This is a genomic window from Streptomyces sp. PA03-6a, assembly GCF_033792765.1.
Lineage (GTDB): Bacteria > Actinomycetota > Actinomycetes > Streptomycetales > Streptomycetaceae > Actinacidiphila.
The window spans coordinates 35,534-60,757 of sequence record NZ_JARAVK010000015.1 but is presented as its reverse complement, the minus strand read 5'-3'; the positions used below and the strand labels follow the sequence as shown (position 1 = coordinate 60,757).

Genomic DNA, 25,224 nt, shown 5'->3' with positions numbered 1-25,224 from the left:
CCCCCGTGGGCAGAGTTCCCGATCGAGAGATCGTTCCGATTCCGTGTCAGGCCAGCATGCCCGATATCCCCGCACGGGCCGGGAAAGTTATCCACAGGCGATGCAAATGATCATTCGATATGACTACAGCCCGGTATCTCTCTGCTCTCCTTTCTCACCGAGCACCCCCGCGGGCGGGACTTCCCGGACCCGGTGCGGGTAACGTCGGGGCGTGTCCGCCGACCCCGCCCAGAGCCTTTCCGGCCAGCCCCCGCGCGCCCCCCGGACCAGCGCGGTCGAAGTGCGCCGAAGCGCCCGTCGACGCCGGACGGTGTCGGCGTACCGCGAGGGCGACCTCACCGTGGTCCTCATCCCCGCCCGGATGTCCGTCGCCGAGGAGAAGCGCTGGGTGACGGTCATGCTGGACAAGCTCGCCGCCCAGGAGAGCCGCCGCAGGCTCGGCGACGACGGACTGGCCGCCCGCGCCGCGCAGCTGTCCGCGCAGTACCTCGGCGGCCGCGCCATGCCGCGGACCGTGCGCTGGGTCACCAACCAGAACTCCCGCTGGGGCTCGTGCACACCGGCCGAGGGCAGCATCCGCCTGTCCCACCGCCTCCAGGGCATGCCCGAGTACGTCGTCGACTACGTGCTCCTCCACGAGCTCGCCCACCTCCTGGTGCCCGGCCACGGGCCGGACTTCTGGAAGCTGCTGGAGCCCTACCCGCGCACCGAACGTGCGCGCGGGTACCTCGAGGGCGTCGCCGCCGCGGCCCGGCTGCCCCACCCGCCCACGGCACGCGAGGAATAACGGGGGAATAGCCCCTGTCACGGCCAGCGGTTAGCCTGGCGCAACGCAACAAGTACGTACGTACGGATGGGGGGACGGTCCTTAGCAATGGCCAGGGAATTCCAGCGCGGCCACAAGGCCAAGATCAGTGACCTGACCGCAGGGACGGATCTGTACATCGGCGTGCAGATCAGCGGCCCCGGTCTCGGCTTCGACATCAGCTGCTTCGGGCTCGACGCCGGGGAACAGCTGTCCGACGACCGCTACTTCATCTTCTTCAACCAGCCCAAGTCGCCCGAGGAGGCGATCCAGCAGCTGGGGGCGCAGGCCGGGGACACCGAGTCCTTCCGCGTGACGCTGGACCGGATCCCCGCGCAGATCCAGAAGCTGAGCTTCACCGCGACGATCGACGGCGCCGGGCAGATGTCGCAGATCGGCCCGGGCTACGTCAGGATCGTCGCCGGGGGCGAGGAGGTCGCCCGCTACACCTTCACGGGCGCCGAGTTCAGCACCGAGCGCGCGGTCATGCTCGCCGACTTCTACCTCAAGGACGTCTGGCGCTTCGCCGCCGTCGGCCAGGGCTTCGACGGCGGGCTCGACGCCCTGCTGAAGAACTTCGGCGGCGAGGTCGCCGAGGAGCAGCAGGCGGCGCCGCAGCAGCCCGCCGCGGCACCGGGATTCGGGCCTCCGGCGGGTGCCGCGCCCGGGTTCGCGCCCCCGGCGGCCGCCGCGCCGCCCGCCCCGCCGCAGCCCGCACCGGCCTTCGGCGCTCCGCCCGCACCGGCTCCGGCCCCCGTGCACGCCGCCCCCACCATGGTGGCGCCGATGACCACGCCGACACAGGCCCCGCCGCAGGCGCCCCCGGGCCAGCCGCCGTTCGGCCAGGTCCCGCCGCCGCAGGCGCCTCCGGGCCAGGTCCCCGGCCAGATGCCGGGTCAGCCGCCTTACGGCCAGCCCGTCCCCGGTCAGCCGATGCCGGGTCAGGGCATGCCCGGTCAGCCCGCGTTCGGTCAGCCCGCGTTCGGTCAGCCCGCGTTCGGTCAGCCCGCGTTCGGCCAGCCGCCGCAGGCCCCGCACGCCGGCCAGGTCCCCCAGACCCCGGGCGCCGGGCTGGCGGCCGCGATGCAGAAGTACCGCGAGCTGCCCACCGGCCAGCGCTGGACCCAGCAGAACGCGAAGCTGATGCGCGCCGACCTTTCGCAGGCCGGCGGCCAGCCCGTGCTCGCCCGTCAGGGCAGCATGGTGCTCTACCAGGGCAAGGTCGAATTCGGCTACAAGGGCGCCGGGTTCACCGGCCGCATCGTCGGCAACATGACCGGCCAGGAGATGCAGCTGATGCGCTGCACCGGCCGCGGCCAGGTCTTCTTCGCCGAGGACGCGTCCTACCTGCACCCCATCGAGCTCCAGGGCGACGCCATCTGCGTCTCCGCCGAGAACGTGCTCGCCTTCGACGAGTCCCTCCAGCACGAGGTGCGCCGCATCGAGGGTCACGGCATCCCCGGCGGCGCCCTGTTCACGATGCAGTTCCAGGGCACGGGCACCGTCGTGGTCAAGACCCACGGCACCCCGGTGGTGCTGCCGGTCACCCCGACCACCTACGCCGACAGCAACGCGATCGTCGCCTGGTCGGCGGCCTCGCAGGTGGTGCTCTCCAGCCAGGTGCGGCTGCGCAGGAACGCCTACCCGGGACACAGCGGGGAGACCGTGAACCTGCAGTTCCGGGGCGCCCCCGGCAACTTCATCATCGTCCAGCCGTACGAGGTCTGAGGGGAGCCCGTCATGGACCAGTCACTGATCTCCGGGTACGCCCCGGCACCGGTCACCGCCCGCATGGAGAACCACGGCAGCAGCATGCTGAAGGTGGCGATGCAGAGCGGCCAGGACCTCCTCGCGCGCACCGGTTCGATGGTCGCCTACGAGGGCTTCGTCCAGTACGAGCCCAACCCGCCCGCCGTCCGCCAGATGGCCTCGCAGTGGCTCACCGGCGAGGGCGCACCGATCATGAAGTGCTCCGGCGACGGACTGCTCTACCTCGCCGACTACGGCGCCGACGTCGTCTGCGTCTACCTCAACAACGAGGCGCTGTCGGTCAACGGAAGCAATCTGCTCGCCTTCGACGCCCACCTCCAGTGGGGCGTGGAGCGGGTGAAGGGCCTGGCCAAGTTCGCCGGCCAGGGTCTGTTCAACGTCGGGATCTCGGGCACCGGCTGGGTGGCCATCACCTCGCGCGGCACCCCGGTCGTGGTCGACTGCGGCCGCGGCGAGGACGAGACCTACGTCGACCCGGACGCCCTCGTGGCCTGGTCGAGCGGGCTGAAGACGAAGGCGAAGCGCAGCTTCAAGGCGTCGGCCCTCATCGGGCGCGGCAGCGGCGAGGCCTTCCAGATCGGCTTCTCCGGTCAGGGCTTCGTCGTCGTACAGCCCAGTGAGGACAGCACCGACCGCCTCCGAGTCCGGGGCTGAGGGGGAGCGAGACACCATGCAGAGCCCGCTTTTCGGCTACACCGAGGTCCAGACCGAGGACCAGTACGCACTCCAGAACCCGTACCTGCTGCGGGTCAAGCTCGACGGCCGCACCGACTGCCTGGCCCGCAAGGGCGCCATGGTCGCGTACCAGGGCCTGATCGAGTTCGACGGCGAGTACCAGAGCCACGCCCAGCGCACCGCCCGCCACCGCACCGGGGAGGGCCTGGAGCTGATGCGCTGCTCCGGGCAGGGCACGGTCTACCTCGCCAACCTGGCCCAGCACATCCACGTCGTCGACGTGGACCAGGAGGGCCTGACCGTGGACGGCGCCTATGTGCTGGCGCTCGACTCCGGGCTGCACTGGGAGGTCATCTCCGTCGACAGCCAGTTCGGCATCTCCGGCAGCGGCGCCTACAACCTCAACATCACGGGGCGCGGCAAGGTCGCGCTGATGACCTCGGGCAAGCCGCTGCTGATGCCGGTCACCCCGGACAAGTACGTCTCGGCCGACTCCGACGCGGTCGTCGCCTGGTCGTCCTCGCTCCGGGTGCAGATGCAGGCGCAGACCAGTTCCTCGGGCGTCTGGCGGCGGCGCGGCAACACCGGCGAGGGCTGGGAGCTCAACTTCCTCGGCCAGGGCCACGTCCTGGTGCAGCCCAGCGAGCTGATGCCGCCGCAGAACGCCCAGCTCGGCGGTGGCGCCGCCGCCCAGTACGGCTTCGGCCAGCAGGGCGCGCACGGGATGAACCAGGGCAACATCTTCAGCAACCGCTGAGCTCCCGCCGCCGGTCCCGCCCCGCGCGCCGCCTCAGAGCAGCGCGCGGGTGCGGGCCAGCAGCGTCCGGACGGAACCGTCCGCGACGTCGGCGACCTCGTCGTAGGAGAACCACTTCAGGTCCAGCGACTCCTCGCTGATCTCCTCCACCGCGCCGGGCGGCGCGACGGCGGCGTACTGCACGTCGAGGTGCCAGGCGCACGGCGTCAGGTGCCGGTCGAGGTTGACCGGCCCGGGACGCAGCAGGGTGAGTCCGGGGATGCCCGACTCCTCGACGCCCTCACGCAGCGCGGCTGCGGCCAGCGAGGTGTCCTGCGGCTCGCAGTGCCCGCCCATCTGGAGCCACATGCCGAGCTTCTTGTGCAGGGTCAGCAGCACCCGCCCGCGCTCCGGGTCCACCACCAGGGCGCTGCCCGTGACGTGTCCCTCGGCGCAGGCCTTCCACATGCCGTCCGGGTGCGCCTCCAGGTGGGCCAGGTAGGTCTCCCGGAGCCGCTCCTGCCCCGTGTCGGGCGCGGACCAGTCCTTCAGGACGCGTACGGCGTCGTCGTGCAGGCTCACTTCTCGTCGTCGCCCTTGCCCTCGTCGGTACCGTCGTGCTCGTCCTCGTCCCGCCGGACGTCCTTCCCATGGCCGCCCGCGGCCTCGCCGAGGATCTTGTCCAGCTCGGAGAAGTCCAGCTGCTCGTGGTGGACGAAGCCGTCGGGGTCGTCCAGGTCGGCGGCGGTCGGCAGCATGTCGGGGTGGGCCCACAGCCCGTCGCGCCCGTCGACGCCGCGCGCGTCGGTGAGCGAGGCCCACAGCCGGGAGGCGTCCCGCAGCCGGCGGGGCCGCAGCTCCAGGCCGATCAGCGTGGCGAAGGTCTGCTCCGCGGGGCCACCGCTCGCCCGGCGCCGGCGCAGCGTCTCGCGCAGTGCCCCGGCCGACGGCAGGTGCGGGGCGGCGGCCGCGTGCACGACCGCGTCCACCCAGCCCTCGACGAGGGCCAGGGCCGTCTCCAGACGGGCCAGCGCCGCCTTCTGCGCGGGGGTGTCCTCGGGCTGGAACATGCCCTGCTGCAGGGCGTCCTGGAGCGCCTCGGGGTTCGACGGGTCGAGCTGGCCGACCGCGTCCTCCAGCTTCGCGGTGTCCACCTTGATACCGCGGGCGTACCCCTCGACGGCGCCGAACAGGTGTGCCCGCAGCCACGGCACGTGGGCGAACAGCCGCTGGTGCGCCGCCTCGCGCAGCGCCAGGTAGAGCCGGACCTCGTCCTGCGGCACGCTCAGGCCCTCGCCGAAGGCCTCCATGTTGGCGGGGAGCAGCGCGGCCTTGCCGGCCGGGCCGAGCGGCAGGCCGATGTCGGTCGAGCCCACGACCTCACCGGCGAGCGTGCCCAGCGCCTGCCCGATCTGCGTGCCGAACATGGCGCCGCCCATGGAGCGCATCATGCCGAGCAGCGGGCCCGCCATGGCCTGCATCTCCTCGGGCAGCACATCGCCCATCGCCGTCCCGACGCGCTCGGCGACCGGGTCGACCAGCTCCTTCCACACGGGCAGGGTCGCCTCGACCCATTCGGCCCGGCTCCACGCCACGGCCGAGCCGGCGCCGGAGGGCATCGACGTCACCCCGTCGAGCCACAGGTCAGCCAGCCGCAGCGACTCCTGGACCTTCGCCCGGTCCGCGGGACCCACGCTGACGTCCTTCGAGCCGTCCGGGGTGCCCTGGGCCACCGTCTGCCGGGCGATGTCCTTGGCCATGTCCCAGTTCACCGGGCCGCCCTCGTACGAGAGCATCTGGCCCAGCTGCTGGAAGGCCGCGCCCAGGTCGTTGGGGTTCAGCGAACCGAACATGGCGGCGAACGGGTTGTCCCCGCCGGCGCCGCCGCCGAAGGGATTCCCGCCGCCGTAGCCGAAGGGATTGGCCGGTCCCCGGGAGCCGCCGCCGGAACCGCCGGACTTCTTGCCGTCGTCCCCTTCCTCGGGCTCCTCGGGAGGGACTCCGAATCCGAATGGGATGTCGCTCACGGTTTCCTCGGCTCTGTGTGTTGTGGGCTGTACCTCCAGCCTAGACACCCGTCAGGCAGGATGGCTGCGTACGGACCGCGGTTGCGGACCGCGCACCCGGTACCAGAGACAACCGTGGGAGACACCTGGTGAGTTCCCCAGAACCGACCGTTCGCCCAGAGCGGAGCGGCGGCAGGGCCCCCGCCGGACCTGTGGTCGCCGTCACCGGCGCCGCCTCCGGTGTCGGCCTGCTGCTGGCCCTGCGGCTGGCCGAATCCGACCAGGTCAAGAAGGTCGTGGCGATCGACGAGCGCCGCGGCGACGTCCCCGGTGCCCAGTGGGCGGTGCTCGACGTACGGGACCCGGCGATCGCCGAGCGGCTGCGCGGCGTGGACGTCGTCGTCCACCTCGCGCTCGACCTGGACCTGGAGTCCGACCCCAAGGCGCGCAGCGCCTTCAACGTGCGCGGTACCCAGACGGTGCTCACCGCGGCGGCCGCCGCCGGCGTGCCGCGCGTGGTGCTGTGCACCTCGGCCATGGTCTACGGCGCCCACCCGGACAACGACATCCCGCTCGCCGAGGACGCCCCGCTGCGCGCGACCGCGGAGGCGTCCTTCGTGGGCGACCTGCTGGAGATCGAGCGGCTGGGCAAGCGCGCCCCCCGGGCGCACCCCGGCCTCAACGTGACCGTCCTGCGCCCGGCCGTGCTGGTCGGCGGCACCGACACCGCGCTGACCCGCTACTTCGAGTCGCCGCGGCTGCTGGTGGTGGGCGGCAGCCGCCCCTGCTGGCAGTTCTGCCACGTGGAGGACCTGGTGACGGCGCTGGAGCACGCGGCGCTGGAGAAGGTGGACGGCGAGATGACCGTGGGCTGCGACGGCTGGCTGGAGCAGGAGGAGGTCGAGGAGCTCTCGGGCATCCGCCGCATGGAACTGCCGCCCGCGGTGGCGCTCGGCGCGGCCTCCCGGCTGCACAGGCTGGGGCTCACCCCCTCCCCGGCGGGCGACCTGGCGTACACGATGCACCCGTGGGTGGTCAGCGGCAGCCGGCTGCACGAGTCGGGCTGGCGGCCGAAGTGGACCAACGAGGAGGTGCTGGCCGTCCTGCTGGAGGAGGTCTCCGGCCGCAACTCCGTCGTCGGGCGGCGCCTGGGCCGCAAGGACGCGGCCACGCTCGGCGCGGCCGGTGCGACGGTCGCCCTGGTCGGCACGGCGGCGATGGTGCGGCGGGCGCGCAAGCGCCGCGGTGTCTGAGCGTAGCCGCGCGAACTCGCTCCGGAAGGGGGTTTCCGCATGGCGGGTGATGGGGCAGCATGAGCCGCATGGCACAGACGCACGACGAACCCGTCCGGCTCATCGCGGTCCGGGACACGGAGCTGTCCGTGGACGAGGTCTTCCGCGCCGTGGGGCACGATTCCGCCGGGGGCACCGCGCTGTTCGTCGGCACGGTCCGTGACCACGACGGCCCGTCGGGCGCGGAGGTGACCGGGCTCGGCTACTCGGCGCACCCGGGCGCGGAGGCCGAACTGCGCCGGGTCGCGGAGAAGGTCGTCGCGGACTTCCCGGTCAAGGCACTGGCCGCCGTCCACCGGGTGGGCGACCTGCGCGTCGGCGACCTCGCGGTCGTCGTCGCCGTCTCCTGCCCGCACCGGGCCGAGGCCTTCGCCGCCTGCCGGCGGCTCATCGACGACCTCAAGCGCGAGGTCCCGATCTGGAAGCACCAGGCCTTCGCCGACGGGACCGAGGAGTGGGTCGGCGCCTGCGCCCACTGACCCCCGGGGGAGGGCGGTCGCCGCCCGCCTCGCCACTGAGTGGCCCACCTGCGGTTGCGTAACCTGCCACCCACTCTGAACGTTGTAGCAGCAGAAGATTAGTCTGCTCATAGTTCTTGATCGGCATGCGCGTCCAGGAGGCCGAAGTGGCAGCGCTCGCATGGTTGCTCATCCCGCTGGTCGCCGCGATCGCCGCGGCCGTCTGGGGAAGCTGGGCGGCGCGTACGCGGTCCACCGGGGACGGCGCCTCGCTCGCCGACTACGAGCGTTTCCGCGAGGCCATGCAGCGCACCGGATCGGGCGGCCCGGCCTGAGGCCCCACGGGGCGGCTGCGGGTTCCGTACCGTACTGTCGTTCCATGCCACGCCGCACCGCGACGCTGCTCGCATCGACCCTGACCCTGATAGCGCTGCTGTGCGTCGCGCTCCTGTGGCCCGTGCCGTACGCGGAGATGTCGCCGGGGCCGACGGTGAACACGCTCGGGTCGCACGGCGGGGCTCCGGTGCTGCAGATCTCGGGGCACAAGACGTACCCGACCAGCGGTCACCTCAACATGACCACGGTGCGGGTGACGAGCGCGGACTACTCGATGAACCTGGTCGAGGCGGTCGTCGGCTGGCTGGCGCACGACCAGAAGGTCGTCGAGCACGACACGCTCTACCCCAAGGGGCAGACGGCCGAGGAGGCCGACCAGGAGAACGCCGAGGAGTTCACGCAGTCCCAGGACAGCGCGAAGGTCGCGGCGCTCGACGAGCTCGGCATACCCGTCGGTTCCCGGGTGATCGTCTCCGCCGTGGTCAAGGGCGCCCCGGCCGAGGGCGAGCTGCACGCCGGAGACGTGATCAAGGCCGTGGACGGCGAGCCGGTCAAGGCGGCGGGCGACGTCGCATCGCTCGTCACCAAGCACCAGCCGGGGCAGAAGGTGGTCTTCACCGTCGTGCCCAAGGGCGCCAAGGGCGACGCCACCCAGGACGTGACCATCACCACGGCGAAGTCGGACGACGACGGCGAGGCCCGGGCGGTCGTGGGCATCCAGGCCGGCGTCGAGCACACCTTCCCGTTCAAGATCGACATCAAGCTGGCGGACGTTGGCGGCCCGAGCGCCGGCCTGATGTTCGCGCTGGGCATCGTCGACAAGCTCACCCCGGAGGACCTCACCGGCGGCAAGTTCGTCGCGGGCACCGGCACGATCGACGACGAGGGCAAGGTCGGTCCCATCGGCGGCATAGACATGAAGACCATCGGCGCGCGGCAGAAGGGCGCCGAGTACTTCCTGACCCCCGCCGACAACTGCGCGGAGGCGGCGACCGACACCCCGAGCGGCCTCACCCTGGTCAAGGTGAAGACCATCGACGACGCCCTGGACGCGCTCAAGGACATCCGCGACGGCAAGACGTCGGCCCTGCCCTCCTGCACGAAGGGCTGAGCGGCGGACGCATCCCGCATCCGTACGGACCGACGGCCCCGGGGAACTCCCCGGGGCCGTCGGCGTCACTCCTCGAAGGTCGCCGCCAAGGCGTCGGCCAGCCCCGGCACCAGCGCGGAACCGGTCAGCACCTCGGTGGGGGAGTCCTTCTCGCGCAGCCGCACCGCCGACTCCCGGGACCCGTCCCGCAGCACGCCCACCGTCATGCGGACCTCCTGGCGGTCGGGGTGCCCGGCGACCCAGCGGGCCAGCGCGGCGTCGTCCAGCCCCTGCGGGATGGACTCCTCAGCGGACGGCGGCAGCATCAGCCGCTCCACGGTGAGCGCGCAGCCGCTGACGACACCGGGCCAGGCGATGGTGGCCAGGAACTCGTCCAGCGCGGCGCCCGGCGGCAGCTCGTCCTGCTCGATCGGGGTCAGCCCCGCGGCTGCCCCGTCTCCGAGGCCGAGTTCCTCGGCCAGCTTGGGCTCCTGTACGCGCAGCGCCGCGGTGTCGACGAGGGCGAAGAGCCGGGCGGGCTGGTCCCAGCCGAGGCCGGACGCGTAGTCGTCGATTTCCAGGACGGCACGGGTGAGCGGGTTCGCGGTGAGCGGCGCACCTTCGGACGTGTTGTTGGACATGCTCAACATCCTGCCTGTTCTGTGACCCGCATCCCCAATCGGGAGCCTTGGGGAACTGAGTAAACGCTGAGTAAGTTGCATCAGTGGGCGCCGGTAGGGCGTCCGACGGAGACCGACACTTCGAGGTGCGCACCTTGGTATTCCAGATGCCGGACCGCGGCGGGGGTCCGCACGGGCCGCGGATCAGAGTGGGCCGCCCGTCGCGGCGAGCCCGGACACTGCTCATGACCCTGGGCGTCCTGGCCGTGCTGGCCATGGCCTTCGTCATGTTCTCGGGTTTCTGGACCGACTGGCTCTGGTACCGCTCCGTCCACTATTCCTCGGTCTTCACCACCACCCTGTGGACCAAGATCGGCCTGTTCTTCGTCTTCGGCCTGCTGATGGCCGCGGCCGTCGGCGTCAACGTGTACCTCGCGCACCGGCTCCGGCCGCCGCTCAGCGCGATGTCGATGGAGCAGCAGAGCCTCGACCGCTACCGGATGGGCATCGCCCCCTACAAGAAGTGGGTGCTGCTCACCGTCTGCGCGCTCGTGGGGCTGATCGCCGGAGCCTCCGCCTCCAGCCAGTGGCGCACATGGCTGCTGTGGACGAACTCCACGTCGTTCGGCACCAAGGACCCGCAGTTCCACGTGGACATCTCCTTCTACGCCTTCGACCTGCCCTGGTACCGCTTCCTGCTGAGCTTCGGCTTCGCGGCGGTCGTGCTGTCGCTGCTGGCGGCGGCGCTGGTGCACTACCTGTACGGGGGCCTGCGGCTCACCTCCCCGGGCGGCCGGGCGACGGCGGCGGCGACCGGGCACCTGTCGGTGCTGCTGGGCCTGTTCGTCACCCTGAAGGCCGTCGCGTACTGGCTGGACCGCTACTCGCTGGCGGTGAAGTCCGGCAACCTCAGGTCGGGCGACTGGACGGGTCTGCGCTACGTGGACGCCAACGCCTACCTGCCGGCGAAGACGATCCTGTTCGCCATCGCCATCATCTGCGCGCTGCTGTTCTTCGCCACCCTGTGGCGGCGCACCTGGTCGCTGCCGCTGATCGGCTTCGGCCTGATGGTGCTGTCGGCGATCCTGATCGGCGGCCTGTACCCGGCGATCGTGCAGAAGTTCCAGGTGCAGCCGAACGAGGCCGCCAAGGAGCAGCCGTACATCCAGAAGAACATCGACGCCACGCGTGAGGCGTACGGCATCGACCACGCCGACGTGACGGACTACTCGGGCACGAGCGGGGACGGCAAGGAGAAGCTGCGCAGCGACGCCGACACGGCGGCGTCCATCCGCCTGCTGGACCCGAACGTGGTCTCGCCGACCTACCAGCAGCTGCAGAAGGTGCGCGGCTACTACGCGTTCCCGTCCACGCTCGACGTCGACCGCTACACGATCGACGGCAAGGAGCAGGACACCGTGGTGGGCCTGCGGGAGCTGAACCTCGAGGGCATCCCGCAGCACAGCTGGATCAACGACCACTTCAAGTACACGCACGGCTACGGCATGGTGGCGGCCAAGGGCACCACCACGACCGCCAGCGGCGAGCCGGACTTCACCGAGTACAACCTGCCCACCAAGGGCGACCTCGGGACGTACCAGCAGCGGATCTACTACGGCGAGCAGACCAAGCAGTGGTCGATCGTCGGCGACAAGACCACGCCGGAGATCGACTACACCGACGACAGCGGCGAGAAGCCGTACACGTACACCGCCAAGAGCGGCGTCGGCCTGAAGAACCCGGTGACCAGGCTCGCGTACGCGGTGTCCTTCGGCGAGCCGCAGATCTTCTACTCCGGCGCCGTCGGCGACGACTCGCAGATCCTGTACAACCGCATGCCCAAGGAGCGGGTCGAGGCGGTCGCGCCCTGGCTGACGATCGACGGCGACTCCTACCCGGCGGTCGTCGACGGCCGGATCGTGTGGATCGTCGACGCCTACACGACGAGCAACGGCTACCCGTACTCGTCGCGCACGACGCTGGGCGACACCACCGCGGACTCGCTGACCGACGGGCAGCGCGCCGTGCTGGCGCAGCAGAACCAGGTCAACTACATCCGCAACTCGGTGAAGGCGACCGTCGACGCGTACAGCGGCAAGGTCACGCTCTACCAGTGGGACACCGAGGACCCGGTGCTGAAGACCTGGATGAAGGCCTTCCCGGACACGGTCGAGCCCAAGACGGCGATCGACGACGCGCTGATGGCGCATCTGCGCTACCCGCAGGACCTGTTCAAGGTGCAGCGCGAGCTGCTGACGCGCTACCACGTCACCAAGGCGTCGACCTTCTACAGCGGCAGTGAGGTGTGGGCGGTTCCCAACGACCCGGCCGCCAAGACCGGCAAGTCGGTGCCGCCGTACTACCTGAGCCTGAAGATGCCCGGCCAGAACGACCAGGCGTTCTCGCTCACCACGACCTTCACGCCGAACAAGCGCGAGAACCTCAGCGCCTTCATGGCGGTCGACGCGGACGCGAAGAGTCCGGAGTACGGCGCGATCAGGGTGCTGAAGCTGCCGTCGAACACCACGGTGTCCGGACCGCAGCAGGTGCAGAGCCAGTTCAACTCCGACCCCGACGTGGCGGAGAAGATCAGGCTGCTCAAGGGCGGTGACTCGGAGGTCGAGTACGGCAACCTGCTGACCGTGCCCCTCGACGGCGGGCTGCTGTACGTCGAGCCGGTCTACGTCCGCGGCGCGGGCACCAACTACCCGCTGCTGAAGAAGGTGCTGGTGAGCTACGGCGGCCAGACCGAGTTCGAGGACACGCTCGCGCAGGCGCTCGACGCCGTGTTCGGCTCGGACGGCGGCACGCCCGAGACGCCACCGGAGACGGGCGGGGGCACCCAGCCGCCGGCCTCCGGCAATCCGACGGTCGCCCAGGCCCTGGAGGACGCCCAGCAGGCGTACGACGCGGGCCAGAAGGCGCTCAAGGAGGGCGACTGGGGCGCGTACGGCCAGGCGCAGAAGGATCTCGCCGACGCGCTGAAGCGGGCCCAGGAGGCCGAGCAGCAGGCGGGCGGGCAGGGCTGACGGGGCCCACCCCGCGTCGTGGTACTGTTGTTCCACCGACGCGGGGTGGAGCAGCTCGGTAGCTCGCTGGGCTCATAACCCAGAGGTCGCAGGTTCAAATCCTGTCCCCGCTACTGTTGGAGAGGGCCCGGAGTCAATAGACTCCGGGCCCTTTCACTTGTAGGGGGGGAACTGGTACCGCAGAGGTTTCGGTTGGCATCATGTCGGGAAGTCGACAAAACGCTGTAGTGACCTACGAAGTGACCAACTGGGATCGGCTGAACTCTGCAGGTTTGCCGCATACCAGGTGTACTGCGGGTACGGGTGATGCGACGATGGACCTCATGGGGGATGGTGCAAGGCTGCTGAAGACTCGTCAGATCCGGGATCCCGGGTCCGCGGGGCGGACGACCGTGCCCGCGGCCGGGGCCGCGCTGGTGCCGGCCGTCGCCGACCTGCTGCCCGGTCCGCGGGTGGGCGGTCTCGACGAGGAGCGCCTCATCGAGTCCGACCTCCCGGACGAGGAGACCCTGGAGGCCCGCGAGGAGGCCGAACTCGAGGCGCGCCACCGGCGGGCCGCCGAGCACGGCGACATCGGGGCCATGAGCGTCCTGGGCACCCTGCTGCTGCGCCGCGGCGACCTCGAGGGCGCCGAGCCCCATCTGCGCGGCGCCGCCGCCGGAGGGGACCGCCCGGCCGCCAACAACCTGGGCCTGCTGCTGCACCAGCGCGGCTACGCCGACGAGGCCGCCGCCTGGTGGCGCATCGCGGCGGTCGCCGGTTCCGCCGCGGCCGCGCACGCGCTCGGCCGGCACTTCCGCGAGCGCGGCGACGAGCCCGGCGCGGAGTACTGGCTGCGCCAGGCCGCCGAGTCCGGGCACACCCTGGGCGCGTACGCGCTGGCCGACCTCCTGGACCACCGGCGCGACGTCGGTGCCGAGCGCTGGTTCCACGCCGCCGCCGAGCACGGCCACCGCGAGGCCGCCTACCGGCTCGCCGGCATCTGCGCCGAGCGCGGCGAGGAGCGCGAGGCCGAGCAGTGGTACCGGCAGGCCGCCGCCCGCCGGCACCGCAGGGCCGCCCTGCGCCTCGGCACGCTCCTGGAGGAGCGCGGCGAGTTCGAGGAGGCCAAGCGCTGGTATCTGACCGCCGCCCGCGACGGAGAGCCGCGCGCCGCCTGCGCGCTCGGCTTCCTGCTGCGCGACGCCGGTGACGTCGACGGGGCCGCCACCTGGTGGCGGCGTGCCGCCAACGCCGGCGACGGCAACGCCGCCAACGCCCTGGGCGCGCTGCACGCCCAGGAGGGCGAGACCCAGACCGCCGAGCGGTGGTACCGGGCCGCGCTCGAGGCGGGGGACATCAACGGCGCCTTCAACCTCGGTCTGCTCTGCGCCGGTCAGGGCCGCACGGCCCAGGCCGAGCAGTGGTACCGCAAGGCCGCCTACACCGGGCACCGCGAGGCGGCCAACGCGCTCGCCGTGCTCCTGCTGCAGCGCGGCGACGCGGCGGGCGCCGAGCCCTGGTTCTCCAAGGCGGCGGAGGCGGGCAGCGTGGACGCCGCCTTCAACCTCGGCATCCTGTACGCCGGGCGGGGCGACGACGCCACCGCGCGGCGCTGGTACGAGCGCGCTGCGGCCAGCGGTCACGGCGAGGCCGCGCTCCAGGTGGCCATCGCCCTGCAGAAGGAGGGTGACGCGCACGGCGCCGAGCGCCACCTGCGCTGCGCGGCGGGCGGCGGCAGCCCGGAGGGCGCCTTCCGGCTCGGTGCGCTGCTGGACGCGCAGGGCACGCAGGAGGCCGAGGGCGAGGCCGAGGAGTGGTACGCACGCGCCGCTGGCCAGGGGCACCGCCGTGCCCAGGTGCGGCTCGGCATGTGTGCCGCCAAGCGCGGGGACGTCGTGGACGCCGCCCACTGGTACCGGGAGGCCGCCGAGGGCGGCAGCCGCAACGGGGCCTTCAACCTCGGGCTGCTCCTCGCCCGCGAGGGCGCGGAGCCGGAAGCCGCCCTGTGGTGGACGCGTGCCGCCGACGCGGGCCACGGACGCGCCGCGCTGCGGCTGGCGCTGCTGGCCGCACGGCACGGACAGCTGGCGGACGCCCAGGCGTGGTGCGCCCGTGCGGTGGAGTGCGGCCCCGCCGAGGTGGCCGAGCGGGCGGCCCGGCTGACCGACGCCCTGGAGCACGAGCTGTCCGCGTGAGAAGCGATTTGCGCTGCTCAGCGCCGGGAGGGTAGTCTGAAGACACAACGACGCGGGGTGGAGCAGCTCGGTAGCTCGCTGGGCTCATAACCCAGAGGTCGCAGGTTCAAATCCTGTCCCCGCTACTGAAGAGAAGGCCCGGAAGCCATGGCTTCCGGGCCTTCTCGTATGCGTTGGGTACAGGCCAGGCATGGTTCGGGCAAAAGGGTGCCGACGATCCTGGGCCCACCGGCGCCGGCGCGCGATCCTGAGGACAGGCCCTCAGGCGGCGCGAGGAGGCGGGGTTGCTGCGCAGGCGGCGTAAGCGGCGGCCGACGGAACTCAGGGATGTGACGCGGTGGGGTCGGTTGTGCGCGGCCGCCGAGGCGGAGGGCCTGCTGCGCGAGCTGCGCGGCGCCGCCGACGACGAGGAGGCCGCCTACGACCGCGCGGCGGCGCTCAAGGCGCTGGCCGCGGCGCCGCCCCGGCTGTGGCTGCTGCTGGACCGTGCCGCCCGGGTGCAGGAGGGCACGCCCCCGGCGCCCGGCGACAGTGAACCGCTGCGCCTGTTGCTGGCCGCGATGGACCGGGACGGCCGCATCCGGCAGGCCGCCGTGGAGGAGCTGGCGGTGCACGGCGGGCCGCTGGTGGCCTCCGCCCTCGCGCTGCGGACGGCGGACTGGGTGGACCAGGTCCGCGACCGGGCCCTGGAGGCGCTGCTGCGCCGTACCGCCCCGGACGAGGCCGCCGCGGCCGTACGGCTGCTGCTGAGGCTGCGCGGACGGAGCCGGGCGACGCACACCCCCGAGGCGTACCGCGGGGTGCTGGCGGCGCCCGAGGCACGGCGGGCGGTGCGTGCGCTGGCCGCCGACACGGACCCGCTGACCCGGCGCTTCGGGGTCGAGCTGGCCCTGGAACTCGGCGAGTTCGTCCGCGGGGACCTGGTGCGCACGGCGCTGCGCGACCCGGACCAGGTGTGCCGCAGACTGTGCGCCGAGCGGCTGCTGCAGATGGACCCGGACCAGGCGGGGCGGCTGCTGTGGGCCCGCTCGGCGGCCGTGCGGGAGCTGGCGGTCGCGGCGCTGCCGGACGACGTGCCGGCGGCCCGGCTGACCGCGCCGCTGGCCGACCCGGCGCGGATCGTCCGCGCCCAGGCCCGCTGGCGGCTGTACAGCAGGGGAGAGCCCCCGGCACTGGCGTACCGCAGGCAGCTGCTGCGCTGCGGCCCGCAGAGTCCGCCGCGGCTGGTGGCCGGGCTGGTGACGGGGCTGGGGGAGTGCGGGGACGCCTCGGACGCGCCGCTGCTGCTGAGGCTGGCCCGTGAGGTGCGCACTCCGTGGCCGCCCGTGGTGCGCCGTGCCGCGGTGCGCGCCGCGGGACGGCTCGTCCCGCGGGAGGGGCTGTTGCGGCAGCTGGCGCCGCTGGCCGTGGATCCGGACCCCGGGGTGGCCAGGGAGGCCTTCGAGGCGCTCTCCAAGGTCGCCGGCCAGGTGCCGGTGGAGACGGTGTGGGTGGGGCGCACCCGGCCGGAGCCGGGGGTGCGGAAGGCCGCGGAACGCGTGCGGCGGGCCGCGCAGCGTCAGGCGCAGGCGGGGCACAGGCCCCGGTAGGTGACCTCGACCTGGGAGACGGTGAACCCGAAACGCTCCGCGTCGGGCAGGTCCGCCAGCGGGTTGCCGTGCGGGTGGACGTCCCGGACGGTGCCGCAGCTGGAGCACACCAGGTGCTGGTGCGGGCGGTGGGCGTTGGGGTCGTAGCGCTTGGCGCGGCCGTCGGTGGCGACCTCTATGACCTCGCCGAGCGACACCAGTTCGCCCAGGGTGTTGTAGACGGTCGCGCGGGAGATCTCGGGCAGTCGCGCCGCCGCGCGGGCGTGCACCTCGTCGGCGGTCAGGTGGACGTGGTCGCCGTCCAGGACCTCGGCCACGACGCGCCGCTGCGCGGTCATGCGCCATCCGCGGCCGCGCAGTCGTTCCAGCAGGTCACTCATTCCATTTCACCTATCAGTGGGATGGCAACAGCTTAACAGTGACGGTCCGTGTTCCGACCGAGTACGAGTTTGGGGCTCTTCTTGACTTGGACTCTGTCTATCGTAGGATCGCTTCCGGCGTAAGCCACGGCACAGCACCAACCCAGGGAGAAGCACGTGACGGTTCAGGAGACCGGCCCGCTGACCACGGAGGCGGGCGCCCCGGTCGCGGACAACCAGAACAGCGAGACCGCGGGCCCCGGGGGACCGGTCCTGGTCCAGGACCAGCAGCTGCTGGAGAAGCTCGCCCACTTCAACCGCGAGCGCATCCCGGAGCGCGTGGTGCACGCCCGTGGCGCCGGCGCCTACGGCACCTTCACGGTGACCGCCGACGTGACGAAGTACACGCGGGCGGCGTTCCTCTCCGAGGTCGGCAAGCAGACGGAGACCTTCCTGCGGTTCTCCACCGTCGCCGGCAACCTGGGTGCGGCGGACGCCGTGCGCGACCCGCGCGGCTGGGCGCTGAAGTTCTACACCGAGGAGGGCAATTACGACCTCGTCGGCAACAACACCCCGGTGTTCTTCATCAAGGACGCCATCAAGTTCCCCGACTTCATCCACACCCAGAAGCGCGACCCGTACACCGGGTCCCAGGAGGCGGACAACGTCTGGGACTTCTGGGGGCTGTCGCCCGAGTCGACGCACCAGGTGACCTGGCTGTTCGGCGACCGCGGCATCCCGGCGAGCTACCGCCACATGAACGGCTACGGCTCGCACACCTACCAGTGGAACAACGAGGCCGGCGAGGTCTTCTGGGTCAAGTACCACTTCAAGACCGACCAGGGCATCCAGAACCTCACCCAGGAGGAGGCCAACCGGCTCGCCGGTGAGGACCCGGACTCCCACCAGCGCGACCTGCGCGAGGCCATCGAGCGCGGCGAGTTCCCGAGCTGGACCGTGCAGGTGCAGATCATGCCCGCGGCAGAGGCGGCGGCCTACCGCTTCAACCCGTTCGACCTCACCAAGGTGTGGCCGCACGAGGACTACCCGCCGATCGAGATCGGCAGGCTGGAACTCAACCGCAACCCGCAGAACATCTTCGCCGAGGTCGAGCAGTCGATCTTCTCCCCGGCGCACTTCGTGCCCGGCATCGGCCCGTCCCCGGACAAGATGCTGCAGGGCCGGCTCTTCGCCTACGGTGACGCCCACCGCTACCGCGTCGGCATCAACGCCGACCACCTGCCGGTGAACCGCCCGCACGCGACCGAGGCGCGCACCCACGGCCGCGACGGCGCGCTCTACGACGGCCGCCACGGCGGGGCCAGGAACTACGAGCCGAACAGCTTCGGCGGCCCGGCGCAGACCGGCCGTCCCCCGTGGTCGGCCACCGCGGTCGCCGGGTCCACCGGCAACGACGAGGCGCCCTCGCACGCCGAGGACGACGACTTCGTGCAGGCGGGCAACCTCTACCGGCTGATGTCGCAGGAGGAGAAGGAGCGCCTGGTCGCCAACCTCTCGGGATTCATCGCCAAGGTGTCGCGCGACGACATCGCCGAGCGCGCGATCGGCAACTTCCGCCGTGCCGACGAGGACTTCGGCAAGCGGCTGGAGGCCGCCGTCCAAGCCCTGCGCGGCTGACGGGCGTCCCGTCCCACAGACCCGGAGGGGACCGGGTGCGTCCAGGCACCCGGCCCCCTCCGATCCATGTCCGGGCCGTCAGCCGGCCAGGGCGCGCGCGGGCTGCCAGCAGCGCACGATGTCGCGTACGGAGACCATGCCGACCGGGTTGCGGTCGTCCAGCACCACCAGGTGCCGGAAGCCGCCGCGTACCATCGCGGCGGCCGCCTCCTCGAGGGTCCACCGGGGCGCGGCGAAGACCACGTCGGTGGTGGTGTGGGCGGCGGCGAGTTCGTGGTCGGGGTCGAGCCCCGCACCGATGGCGTTGAGGATGTCGCGCTCGGTCAGGATGCCGAGACCGCAGGTGTCGGGATCGAGTACCACCGCCGCGCCCACCCGTCGGGCGGACATCAGCCGGGCGGCCTGGCGGAGGGTGTGGGCGGGACCGACCGTGAGAACGACCGTACTCATGGCGTCGCGTACGAGCATGGGATACCCCTCGGGCTGCGTCGTGGCCGTCTTGAGAACCGTTTCACAAATGCACAAGCTCACGCATTCTCATGTTCACATGCGCCGCGGTCCGCAGCAAGGGGCGCGCGGAGGGTGATCGGTAGTGTGAGGGGTCGGTCGGTTACGGGCGGTTCAGGAAGTCGAGCATGTCCTCGTGCAGCAGCCCGTTGGACGCCGCCGCGTTCCCGCCGTACGGTCCCGCGGTCCCGTCCAGGCTGGTGAAGCGCCCTCCGGCCTCGCGGACGATCACCTCGTTCGCCGCCATGTCCCACAGGCTGAGTTCGGGCTCGGCGCAGATGTCCACGGCGCCCTCGGCGACCATCATGTAGGGCCAGAAGTCACCGTAGGCGCGCGTCCGCCAGCAGGACCGGGTCAGGTCGAGGAAGCCGTCCAGGCGGCCCTGCTCCTCCCAGCCGCTCAGCGAGGAGTACGCGAAGGAGGCGTCCGCCAGCCGGCTCACCTGCGACACCCGCAGCCGCGTGGCCGAGGACAGGCTGCGCCCGGTGTACGCCCCGCCGCCCTTCACCGCCCACCAGCGGCGCCCCAGGGCGGGCGCGGACACCATGCCGACCACGCCCTCGTCGCCCCGCTCCCCGCGCACCATGAGCGCGATCAGGGTGGCCCACACCGGCACCCCGCGGACGTAGTTCTTGGTGCCGTCGATCGGGTCGACGATCCAGCGCCGCGGACCGCTGCCCTCCGTGCCGTACTCCTCGCCGAGCACGGCGTCGCGCGGCCTGGCCCGTCCGAGCTGACTGCGGATCAGTTCCTCGGCGCGCTTGTCCGCCTCGCTGACCGGCGTCATGTCGGGCTTGGTCTCGACCTTGAGGTCCAGGGACTTGAAGCGCTCCATGGTGGCGGCGTCGGCGGCGTCGGCAAGGATGTGCGCGAGGCGCAGATCGTCGTTGAAGTCCGGCATGGAGCGAACAGTATCGATCGCGGCAGGTCGAGGTCACGCAGGGTACGCGGGGAGGGTTGACACGGACCGACGGCCCGTCAATTCTGGCCCACAGCCCCCTGAGGCCGCCCGGTACCGGTGGAGACCGCTCGAGACCCGCTTGAGACCGCTTGGAGGCGATCATGCCGACAGCGCGTGAATCACTCCTGGACGCGGCGCTGTCCGCTCTGGGCGACCGCTCGTGGGCGACGATCAGGATGGTCGACGTCGCGGCCACGGCCGGGGTGTCGCGGCAGACCCTCTACAACGAGTTCGGCACCAAGGAGGGGCTCGCGAGAGCTCTGGCGCGGCGGGAGGCGGAGGCGTTCCTGGCGGGCGTGGAGCGCGCCCTGGACGCCGCCGGGCGGCAGGGCGCCGACGCCGGCGACTGCTTCGCCGCCGCGACCGCCTGGACCCTGCACAGTGCCCGCCGCAGCCCGCTGGTGCGCGCGGTCCTCACCGGCTGCCGCGGGGACCGGGTCCCGGCGGCGGCCGTCGTGCCGGTGCCGGTGCCGCGGCTGCCGGGCCGGCGGCAGCGGAGGGACGACGCCCCGCTCGCCCCGGCCGAACTCCTCGACGGCTTCCGGGCGCGCGCCGCGACCGTGCTGGGGCGGCGCTTCCCCAGACTCGACCGGGCCGAGGCCGACTGGGCCTGCGAGACCGCGGTGCGCGTCACCGTCTCCTACGTCGTCGCACCCGCGGCCTCCGACGAGGAGGCGTGCCGGCGGGTCGCCCGGCTGGTCCGGGGGCTGCTCCAGCGCGGCTGGTGACGGGCGCGGCCCGGCCCCGGTGCGGACCGGCCGGGGCGGTCAATGGGTGGAGCCGGAGAGCTGGAGCCCGATGACGCCCAGGACGACCAGGCTGATGGAGATCAGCTTCAGGGTCGAGACGACGTCGCCGAGGAAGGCCATGCCGTAGATCGCGGTCCCGGACGCCCCGATGCCCGTCCACACCGCGTACGCGGCCCCGACGTCCAGCTTCTTCAGGGCGAGCGTGAGCAGGCCGAAGCTGCCGAGCGCGAAGGCGCAGAACGCGATGGTCGGCCACAGGCGGGTGAACCCGTGGGAGAGCTTGAGGCAGACCGCGAAGCCGGTTTCGAGGAGTCCAGCGACCACCACGAGGAGCCAGGCCATCGAACGCCCTCCCGTTTCCGTCTGTCGATGAGCGATCATCACACAGCATGCCCGGAAATGGGGTCTCAGTCCCCTTCCTTGCGCTCACGCGTCGCGAGCAGCCGCCGCAGCGAGAACAACCGGGCGGGTTCCGCGTGCCCGTCGGCGACCCAGGCGTCCAGCGCGCAGTCGGGTTCGTCGTGGCTGCAGGCCCGCGGACAGTCCTCCGTGCCCGGCTCCAGGTCGGGGAAGGCGTGGATGACCCGGGACGGATCGACGTGGTGGAGGCCGAAGGAGCGCACCCCCGGGGTGTCGATGACCCAGCCCTCCGCGCCGCTGAGCGGCAGCGCGAGCGCCGAGGTGGTGGTGTGCCTGCCGCGTCCGGTGACCGCGTTGACGAGGCCGGTCGCGCGCTGACGCTCCACCAGGGCGTTGACCAGGGTGGTCTTCCCGACGCCGCTGTGGCCGACGAAGGCGGTGATCCGGCCCTTGAGGTGCTCGCGGACGGCCGCCGTCGCGTCGGCGTCGAAGTGCTCGTGGCTGGTGACGACGTAGGGGACGCCCAGGGGCGCGTACGTCTCCAGCAGCGTTTCCGCCGAGGCGAGATCGGACTTGGTGAGCACCAGCAGCGGTTCGAGCCCGGCGTCGTACGCCGCCACCAGACAGCGGTCGATGAGCCGGGGGCGCGGCTCGGGGTCGGCGAGGGCGGTGACGATGGCGAGCCGGTCGGCGTTGGCGACGACGACCCGCTCGTACGGATCGGTGTCGTCGGCGGTGCGGCGCAGCACCGAACTGCGCTCCTCGACGCGCACGATGCGCGCCAGCGTGTCCTTCTCGCCGGACAGGTCGCCGACGATGCCCACCCGGTCGCCGACCGCGATGCCCTTGCGGCCCAGTTCGCGGGCCTTCATCGCGGTGACCGTGCGGTCCTCGACGAGGCAGGTGATGCGGCCGCGGTCGATGGTGAGGACGAAGCCCTCCTCGGCGTCCTCGTGCTTGGGCCGGATGCTGGTGCGGGGGCGGTTGCCCTTGCGGTTCGGGCGGACCCGGACGTCGTCCTCGTCGGTGTGCTTGCCGTAGCGCCGCATGGTTCAGGCCCGCACGGGGGACGCGGAGGCCGCCGGTGCCGTGCCCAGCATGGCCGTCCACATCTCGGGGAAGTCGGGGAGCGTCTTGCCGGTGGTCGCGACGTTCTCGACCCGGACGCCGTCGACGGCGAGGCCAAGGACGGCGCCCGCGGTGGCCAGCCGGTGGTCCTCGTAGGTGTGGAAGACACCGCCGCGCAGCGGCCGCGGCCGGATGCGCAGTCCGTCCTCGGTCTCGGTGACGTCGCCGCCGAGCTCGTTGATCTCCTTGCTCAGCGCGGCCAGCCGGTCGGTCTCGTGCAGACGCAGGTGCCCCACGCCGCGCAGCACGGACTCGGAGTCGGCGAGCGCGGCGACCGCCGCGATGCCGGGCGTGAGTTCGCCGACGTCCGACAGGTCGGCGTCGATGCCGTGGATCCGGCCGGAGCCGGTGAAGACCAGGCCCGTGTCCGTCAGCTCGCACGAACCGCCCATCCGGGTGAACAGCTCGCGCAGCGCGTCACCGGGCTGGGTGGTGCGCCGCGGCCAGTCGGGGATGACCACACGGCCGCCGGTGACCAGCGCGGCGGCGAGGAAGGGCTGGGCGTTGGAGAGGTCCGGCTCGACGGTGAGGTCGACGCCGAGCAGCGCGCCGGCGTCGACCCGCCACACGTCGGGCTCGCCGCCGTTCTCCGGGGTGTCGACCTTGGCCCCGGCGTGCCGCAGCATCTCCACGGTCATCTTGATGTGCGGCAGCGACGGCAGCGTCGGGCCGGTGTGCCGCACCTCGACACCCTGGTTGAAGCGGGGGCCGGACAGCAGCAGGGCGCTGACGAACTGGGAGGACGAGGACGCGTCGACCGACACCGGCCCGCCGTCCAGCGCCCCACCGCCGTGCACGGTCAGCGGCAGTGCGCCGCGGCCCTCGTCGTCGATGCGAGCGCCCAGGGTGCGCAGCGCGTCGATGACCCCGTTCAGCGGGCGCTCGTGGCTGCGCGGGTCGCCGTCGAAGTGCACCGGGCCGTCGGCGAGCGCGGCGACCGGCGGCAGGAACCGCATGACCGTGCCGGCGTTGCCGACGTCGACGGAGGCCGGACCATGCAGCCCCGCCGGGATGACCCGCCAGGCCTCGCCGCCGTAGGGATTGACCACCTCGTCGATCTGGACGCCCATGGTGCGCAGCGCGTCGGCCATCAGCACGGTGTCCCGGCTGCGCAGCGGGCGGCGCAGCCAGCCCGGCTCGGAGGCGAGCGCAGCGAGCACCAGGGCGCGGTTGGTGACCGACTTGGATCCGGGCACGGTGACCGTCGCCTGGACGGGGGCGGACGCGAGCGGCGCGGGCCACAGGGCGGTGTGCGCGGGGTTACCGGTCATGGCCCCCAGCGTAGTGGCTCAAGGAGAAGGCGAATCGCTCACAAAGCGGACGAAACCTGAAGGAAACAGATACCCGCTCGCAAGGCCTACAGACCCACCAGCCAGCGGCCGCCGCCGAACAGCGACAGCAGCGCCACCGCGTAGAACAACAGCATCCACAGTGCCGCCGGGGTGTGCGTCAGCCGGGCCAGCTGGTCCGCGTCCGATCCGGGCGCCGCACCACCGCGCCGCTTGCGCTGGAGCTCCAGGACCGGCCGTACGCCCCCGAACAGCAGGAACCACACCACCAGGTAGGCGAAGGCCGCCTGGACCCCGGGCTCGGTCAGCCAGGACACCAGCAGGAAGAGGCCGCCGGTCACGAGGACGGTCAGCACCCCGTACGCGTTCCTGATCATCACCAGCATCACCAGGAGCAGGGCCGTCGCCCCCCACAGCAGTGCCGTGATGTGCCCCGCCGCGAGCAGCAGGGCCCCGCCGAGGCCCAGCAGGGACGGCGCGGTGTAGCCGGCCGCCGCGGTGAGGATCATGCCGAGGCCGTACGGCTTGCCGCGGGAGACGGTCAGGCCCGAGGTGTCCGAGTGCAGCCTGATGCCCTGCAGACGGCGTCCGGACAGCAGGGCGACCAGGCCGTGGCCGCCTTCGTGGGCGATCGTGATCGCGTTGCGGGACAGCCGCCACAGGACGTGCGGCAGCACCGCGGCGAGGGCGACGGCCGCCGTGGCGCCGACCAGCCAGGGGGAGGGCGCGGGCTGGGTGCCGAAGATGGAGTCGAAGAGCTGCACGGTTCCGCACCATACGACGGCCGGCTGTGTCCGCGCCGTGGCAATCTGGCACTCATGTGCGGTCGATATGCAGCGAGCCGAGGGCCCGAGGATCTCGTCGGGCTCTTCGACGTGCGGAAATGGGATCCCACCGAGGCGCTGGACCCCAATTGGAACGTCGCGCCGACCGACAGCACCTACGCGGTGCTGGAGCGGCCCGACAAGGAGACCGGCGAGATCGTGCGCCAGCTGCGCACCCTGCGCTGGGGGCTGGTGCCGAGCTGGGCCAAGACGCCCGACGTCGGCGTGAAGATGATCAACGCCCGGGCCGAGACCGTGCACGAGAAGGCCTCCTACCGGCGCCCCTTCGCCTCGCGCCGCTGCCTGCTGCCCGCCGACGGCTACTTCGAGTGGGTCACCGGCAGGGACGAGCGGCAGCTGGAGGAGGAGGGGAGGAAGAAGCGGCCCCGCAAGCAGCCGTACTTCGTCACCCCCGTCGACGGCTCGGTCTTCGCGATGGCCGGGCTGTACGAGTTCTGGCGCGACCGCACCCTGCCCGACGAGCACCCGCGCGCCTGGTGGGTCACCTGCACCGTCATCACCACAGAGGCCGAGACCGAGCCCTTCGCCGACGCCGACGAGCGCCCCGGCGGCCCGCGCTCCCTGGCCGAGATCCACCCGCGCATGCCGTTGTGGATCACCCCGGAGCACTGGGACGACTGGCTCGACCCCGCGCGCACCGACGTCGCGGACCTGCGCGGCCTGCTCGTGCCGCCGCGGCCCGGCCTGCTGCGCGCGTACCCCGTGCGCACCGAGGTGAGCAACGTCCGCAACAACGGGCCCGAACTGGTCGAGCCGATCGAGGCGCCCGAGGAGGCGACCCTGTTCTGACCGCCCGCGGTGCCAG

The 25,224-nt window shown here is 72.2% G+C and carries 24 protein-coding genes and 2 tRNA genes; 16 read left to right on the top strand and 10 right to left on the bottom strand.

The features are described from left to right. Nucleotides 1-211: 211 nt before the first annotated feature. The 4 genes from PV350_RS06290 (at nucleotide 212) to PV350_RS06275 (ending at nucleotide 4,007) form a co-directional block, all read left to right on the top strand. Nucleotides 212-787 (top strand): M48 metallopeptidase family protein, encoded by a 576-nt coding sequence (locus PV350_RS06290; protein ID WP_500333088.1) that lies wholly within the window; start codon nucleotides 212-214, stop codon nucleotides 785-787. 87 nt (nucleotides 788-874) lie between these two features. Next, nucleotides 875-2,533 carry a TerD family protein gene (locus PV350_RS06285; RefSeq protein WP_500333087.1) on the top strand — a complete coding sequence of 553 codons (1,659 nt, stop codon included), beginning with the start codon at nucleotides 875-877 and terminating at the stop codon, nucleotides 2,531-2,533. 12 nt (nucleotides 2,534-2,545) lie between these two features. After that, nucleotides 2,546-3,229: an AIM24 family protein gene (locus tag PV350_RS06280; RefSeq protein ID WP_500333086.1), complete on the top strand. Its 684-nt coding sequence runs from the start codon at nucleotides 2,546-2,548 to the stop codon at nucleotides 3,227-3,229. Nucleotides 3,230-3,245: 16 nt separating this feature from the next. After that, nucleotides 3,246-4,007, top strand: coding sequence for an AIM24 family protein (locus PV350_RS06275; RefSeq protein WP_499513843.1), 762 nt, complete (start codon nucleotides 3,246-3,248; stop codon nucleotides 4,005-4,007). Nucleotides 4,008-4,040: 33 nt separating this feature from the next. Here PV350_RS06275 and PV350_RS06270 read toward each other — a convergent pair whose 3' ends face one another. Continuing rightward, on the bottom strand, nucleotides 4,041-4,568 hold the full coding sequence (locus tag PV350_RS06270) for an NUDIX hydrolase (RefSeq protein ID WP_499513844.1): 528 nt from the start codon (nucleotides 4,566-4,568) through the stop codon (nucleotides 4,041-4,043). Beyond that, complete coding sequence (locus tag PV350_RS06265; protein ID WP_499513845.1) at nucleotides 4,565-6,013, bottom strand: zinc-dependent metalloprotease; 1,449 nt, start codon at nucleotides 6,011-6,013, stop codon at nucleotides 4,565-4,567. Before PV350_RS06265 ends, PV350_RS06270 begins: the two co-directional genes overlap by 4 nt. Nucleotides 6,014-6,141: 128 nt before the next feature. On the opposite strand from PV350_RS06265, the gene PV350_RS06260 reads away from it, so the two are divergent. The 4 genes from PV350_RS06260 to PV350_RS06245 all read left to right on the top strand — a co-directional run bounded on the left by PV350_RS06260 (nucleotide 6,142) and on the right by PV350_RS06245 (nucleotide 9,189). Beyond that, nucleotides 6,142-7,245 (top strand): SDR family oxidoreductase, encoded by a 1,104-nt coding sequence (locus PV350_RS06260; protein WP_499513846.1) that lies wholly within the window; start codon nucleotides 6,142-6,144, stop codon nucleotides 7,243-7,245. Between the two features lie 59 nt (nucleotides 7,246-7,304). Then, on the top strand, nucleotides 7,305-7,763 hold the full coding sequence (locus PV350_RS06255; protein ID WP_500333085.1) for a molybdenum cofactor biosynthesis protein MoaE: 459 nt from the start codon (nucleotides 7,305-7,307) through the stop codon (nucleotides 7,761-7,763). A gap of 146 nt (nucleotides 7,764-7,909) precedes the next feature. After that, on the top strand, nucleotides 7,910-8,077 hold the full coding sequence (locus PV350_RS06250) for a hypothetical protein (RefSeq protein WP_179279782.1): 168 nt from the start codon (nucleotides 7,910-7,912) through the stop codon (nucleotides 8,075-8,077). Nucleotides 8,078-8,121: 44 nt separating this feature from the next. Further along, the gene (locus tag PV350_RS06245; RefSeq protein WP_499513848.1) at nucleotides 8,122-9,189 is read left to right on the top strand and encodes a YlbL family protein; all 1,068 of its coding nucleotides are present in this window, start codon (nucleotides 8,122-8,124) and stop codon (nucleotides 9,187-9,189) included. 65 nt (nucleotides 9,190-9,254) lie between these two features. On the opposite strand, the gene PV350_RS06240 is transcribed toward PV350_RS06245, so the two are convergent. Further along, nucleotides 9,255-9,809 (bottom strand): PPA1309 family protein, encoded by a 555-nt coding sequence (locus PV350_RS06240; protein WP_499513849.1) that lies wholly within the window; start codon nucleotides 9,807-9,809, stop codon nucleotides 9,255-9,257. Nucleotides 9,810-9,934: 125 nt separating this feature from the next. Between PV350_RS06240 and PV350_RS06235 the strand changes: the two genes are divergently transcribed. The 5 genes from PV350_RS06235 to PV350_RS06215 all read left to right on the top strand — a co-directional run bounded on the left by PV350_RS06235 (nucleotide 9,935) and on the right by PV350_RS06215 (nucleotide 16,583). After that, nucleotides 9,935-12,817, top strand: a complete 2,883-nt coding sequence (locus PV350_RS06235; protein WP_499513850.1) for a UPF0182 family membrane protein — start codon at nucleotides 9,935-9,937, stop codon at nucleotides 12,815-12,817. A gap of 39 nt (nucleotides 12,818-12,856) precedes the next feature. Then, nucleotides 12,857-12,930, top strand: a tRNA-Met gene (locus tag PV350_RS06230). A 201-nt stretch (nucleotides 12,931-13,131) separates the two neighbouring features. Next, a complete protein-coding gene (locus tag PV350_RS06225; protein WP_499513851.1) occupies nucleotides 13,132-14,994 on the top strand; it encodes a tetratricopeptide repeat protein in 1,863 nt (620 codons plus the stop codon). Between the two features lie 51 nt (nucleotides 14,995-15,045). Continuing rightward, a tRNA-Met gene (locus tag PV350_RS06220) sits at nucleotides 15,046-15,119 on the top strand. Between the two features lie 204 nt (nucleotides 15,120-15,323). After that, nucleotides 15,324-16,583 (top strand): hypothetical protein, encoded by a 1,260-nt coding sequence (locus PV350_RS06215; protein WP_500333084.1) that lies wholly within the window; start codon nucleotides 15,324-15,326, stop codon nucleotides 16,581-16,583. Here the strand turns inward: PV350_RS06215 and PV350_RS06210 are convergent. After that, entirely contained in the window at nucleotides 16,553-16,963 is a 411-nt protein-coding gene (locus tag PV350_RS06210) for a Fur family transcriptional regulator (protein WP_499513853.1), read from the bottom strand. The two genes, PV350_RS06215 and PV350_RS06210, sit on opposite strands and share 31 nt — an antisense overlap. A gap of 156 nt (nucleotides 16,964-17,119) precedes the next feature. Here PV350_RS06210 and PV350_RS06205 point away from each other — a divergent pair, with 156 nt between their 5' ends. Beyond that, on the top strand, nucleotides 17,120-18,580 hold the full coding sequence (locus tag PV350_RS06205) for a catalase (RefSeq protein ID WP_500333083.1): 1,461 nt from the start codon (nucleotides 17,120-17,122) through the stop codon (nucleotides 18,578-18,580). Nucleotides 18,581-18,658: 78 nt separating this feature from the next. Here PV350_RS06205 and PV350_RS06200 read toward each other — a convergent pair whose 3' ends face one another. Both PV350_RS06200 and hisN read right to left on the bottom strand, forming a co-directional pair. After that, nucleotides 18,659-19,048, bottom strand: a complete 390-nt coding sequence (locus PV350_RS06200; RefSeq protein ID WP_499513855.1) for a CBS domain-containing protein — start codon at nucleotides 19,046-19,048, stop codon at nucleotides 18,659-18,661. A 142-nt stretch (nucleotides 19,049-19,190) separates the two neighbouring features. Next, nucleotides 19,191-19,988, bottom strand: coding sequence for an FIG domain-containing protein (hisN, locus tag PV350_RS06195; protein ID WP_499513856.1), 798 nt, complete (start codon nucleotides 19,986-19,988; stop codon nucleotides 19,191-19,193). A gap of 161 nt (nucleotides 19,989-20,149) precedes the next feature. Between hisN and PV350_RS06190 the strand changes: the two genes are divergently transcribed. Then, nucleotides 20,150-20,776, top strand: a complete 627-nt coding sequence (locus PV350_RS06190; protein WP_500333082.1) for a TetR/AcrR family transcriptional regulator — start codon at nucleotides 20,150-20,152, stop codon at nucleotides 20,774-20,776. A 39-nt stretch (nucleotides 20,777-20,815) separates the two neighbouring features. Here PV350_RS06190 and PV350_RS06185 read toward each other — a convergent pair whose 3' ends face one another. The 4 genes from PV350_RS06185 to PV350_RS06170 form a co-directional block, all read right to left on the bottom strand. Further along, nucleotides 20,816-21,139 carry a DMT family transporter gene (locus PV350_RS06185; RefSeq protein WP_361798116.1) on the bottom strand — a complete coding sequence of 108 codons (324 nt, stop codon included), beginning with the start codon at nucleotides 21,137-21,139 and terminating at the stop codon, nucleotides 20,816-20,818. 65 nt (nucleotides 21,140-21,204) lie between these two features. After that, nucleotides 21,205-22,206, bottom strand: a complete 1,002-nt coding sequence (gene rsgA, locus PV350_RS06180) for a ribosome small subunit-dependent GTPase A (protein WP_499513858.1) — start codon at nucleotides 22,204-22,206, stop codon at nucleotides 21,205-21,207. Nucleotides 22,207-22,209: 3 nt separating this feature from the next. Beyond that, nucleotides 22,210-23,556: a 3-phosphoshikimate 1-carboxyvinyltransferase gene (gene aroA / locus PV350_RS06175; RefSeq protein WP_499513859.1), complete on the bottom strand. Its 1,347-nt coding sequence runs from the start codon at nucleotides 23,554-23,556 to the stop codon at nucleotides 22,210-22,212. Nucleotides 23,557-23,642: 86 nt separating this feature from the next. After that, nucleotides 23,643-24,338: a M50 family metallopeptidase gene (locus PV350_RS06170; protein WP_499513860.1), complete on the bottom strand. Its 696-nt coding sequence runs from the start codon at nucleotides 24,336-24,338 to the stop codon at nucleotides 23,643-23,645. A gap of 54 nt (nucleotides 24,339-24,392) precedes the next feature. Between PV350_RS06170 and PV350_RS06165 the strand changes: the two genes are divergently transcribed. Continuing rightward, nucleotides 24,393-25,208 (top strand): SOS response-associated peptidase, encoded by an 816-nt coding sequence (locus PV350_RS06165; protein ID WP_499513861.1) that lies wholly within the window; start codon nucleotides 24,393-24,395, stop codon nucleotides 25,206-25,208. Nucleotides 25,209-25,224 lie beyond the last annotated feature (16 nt).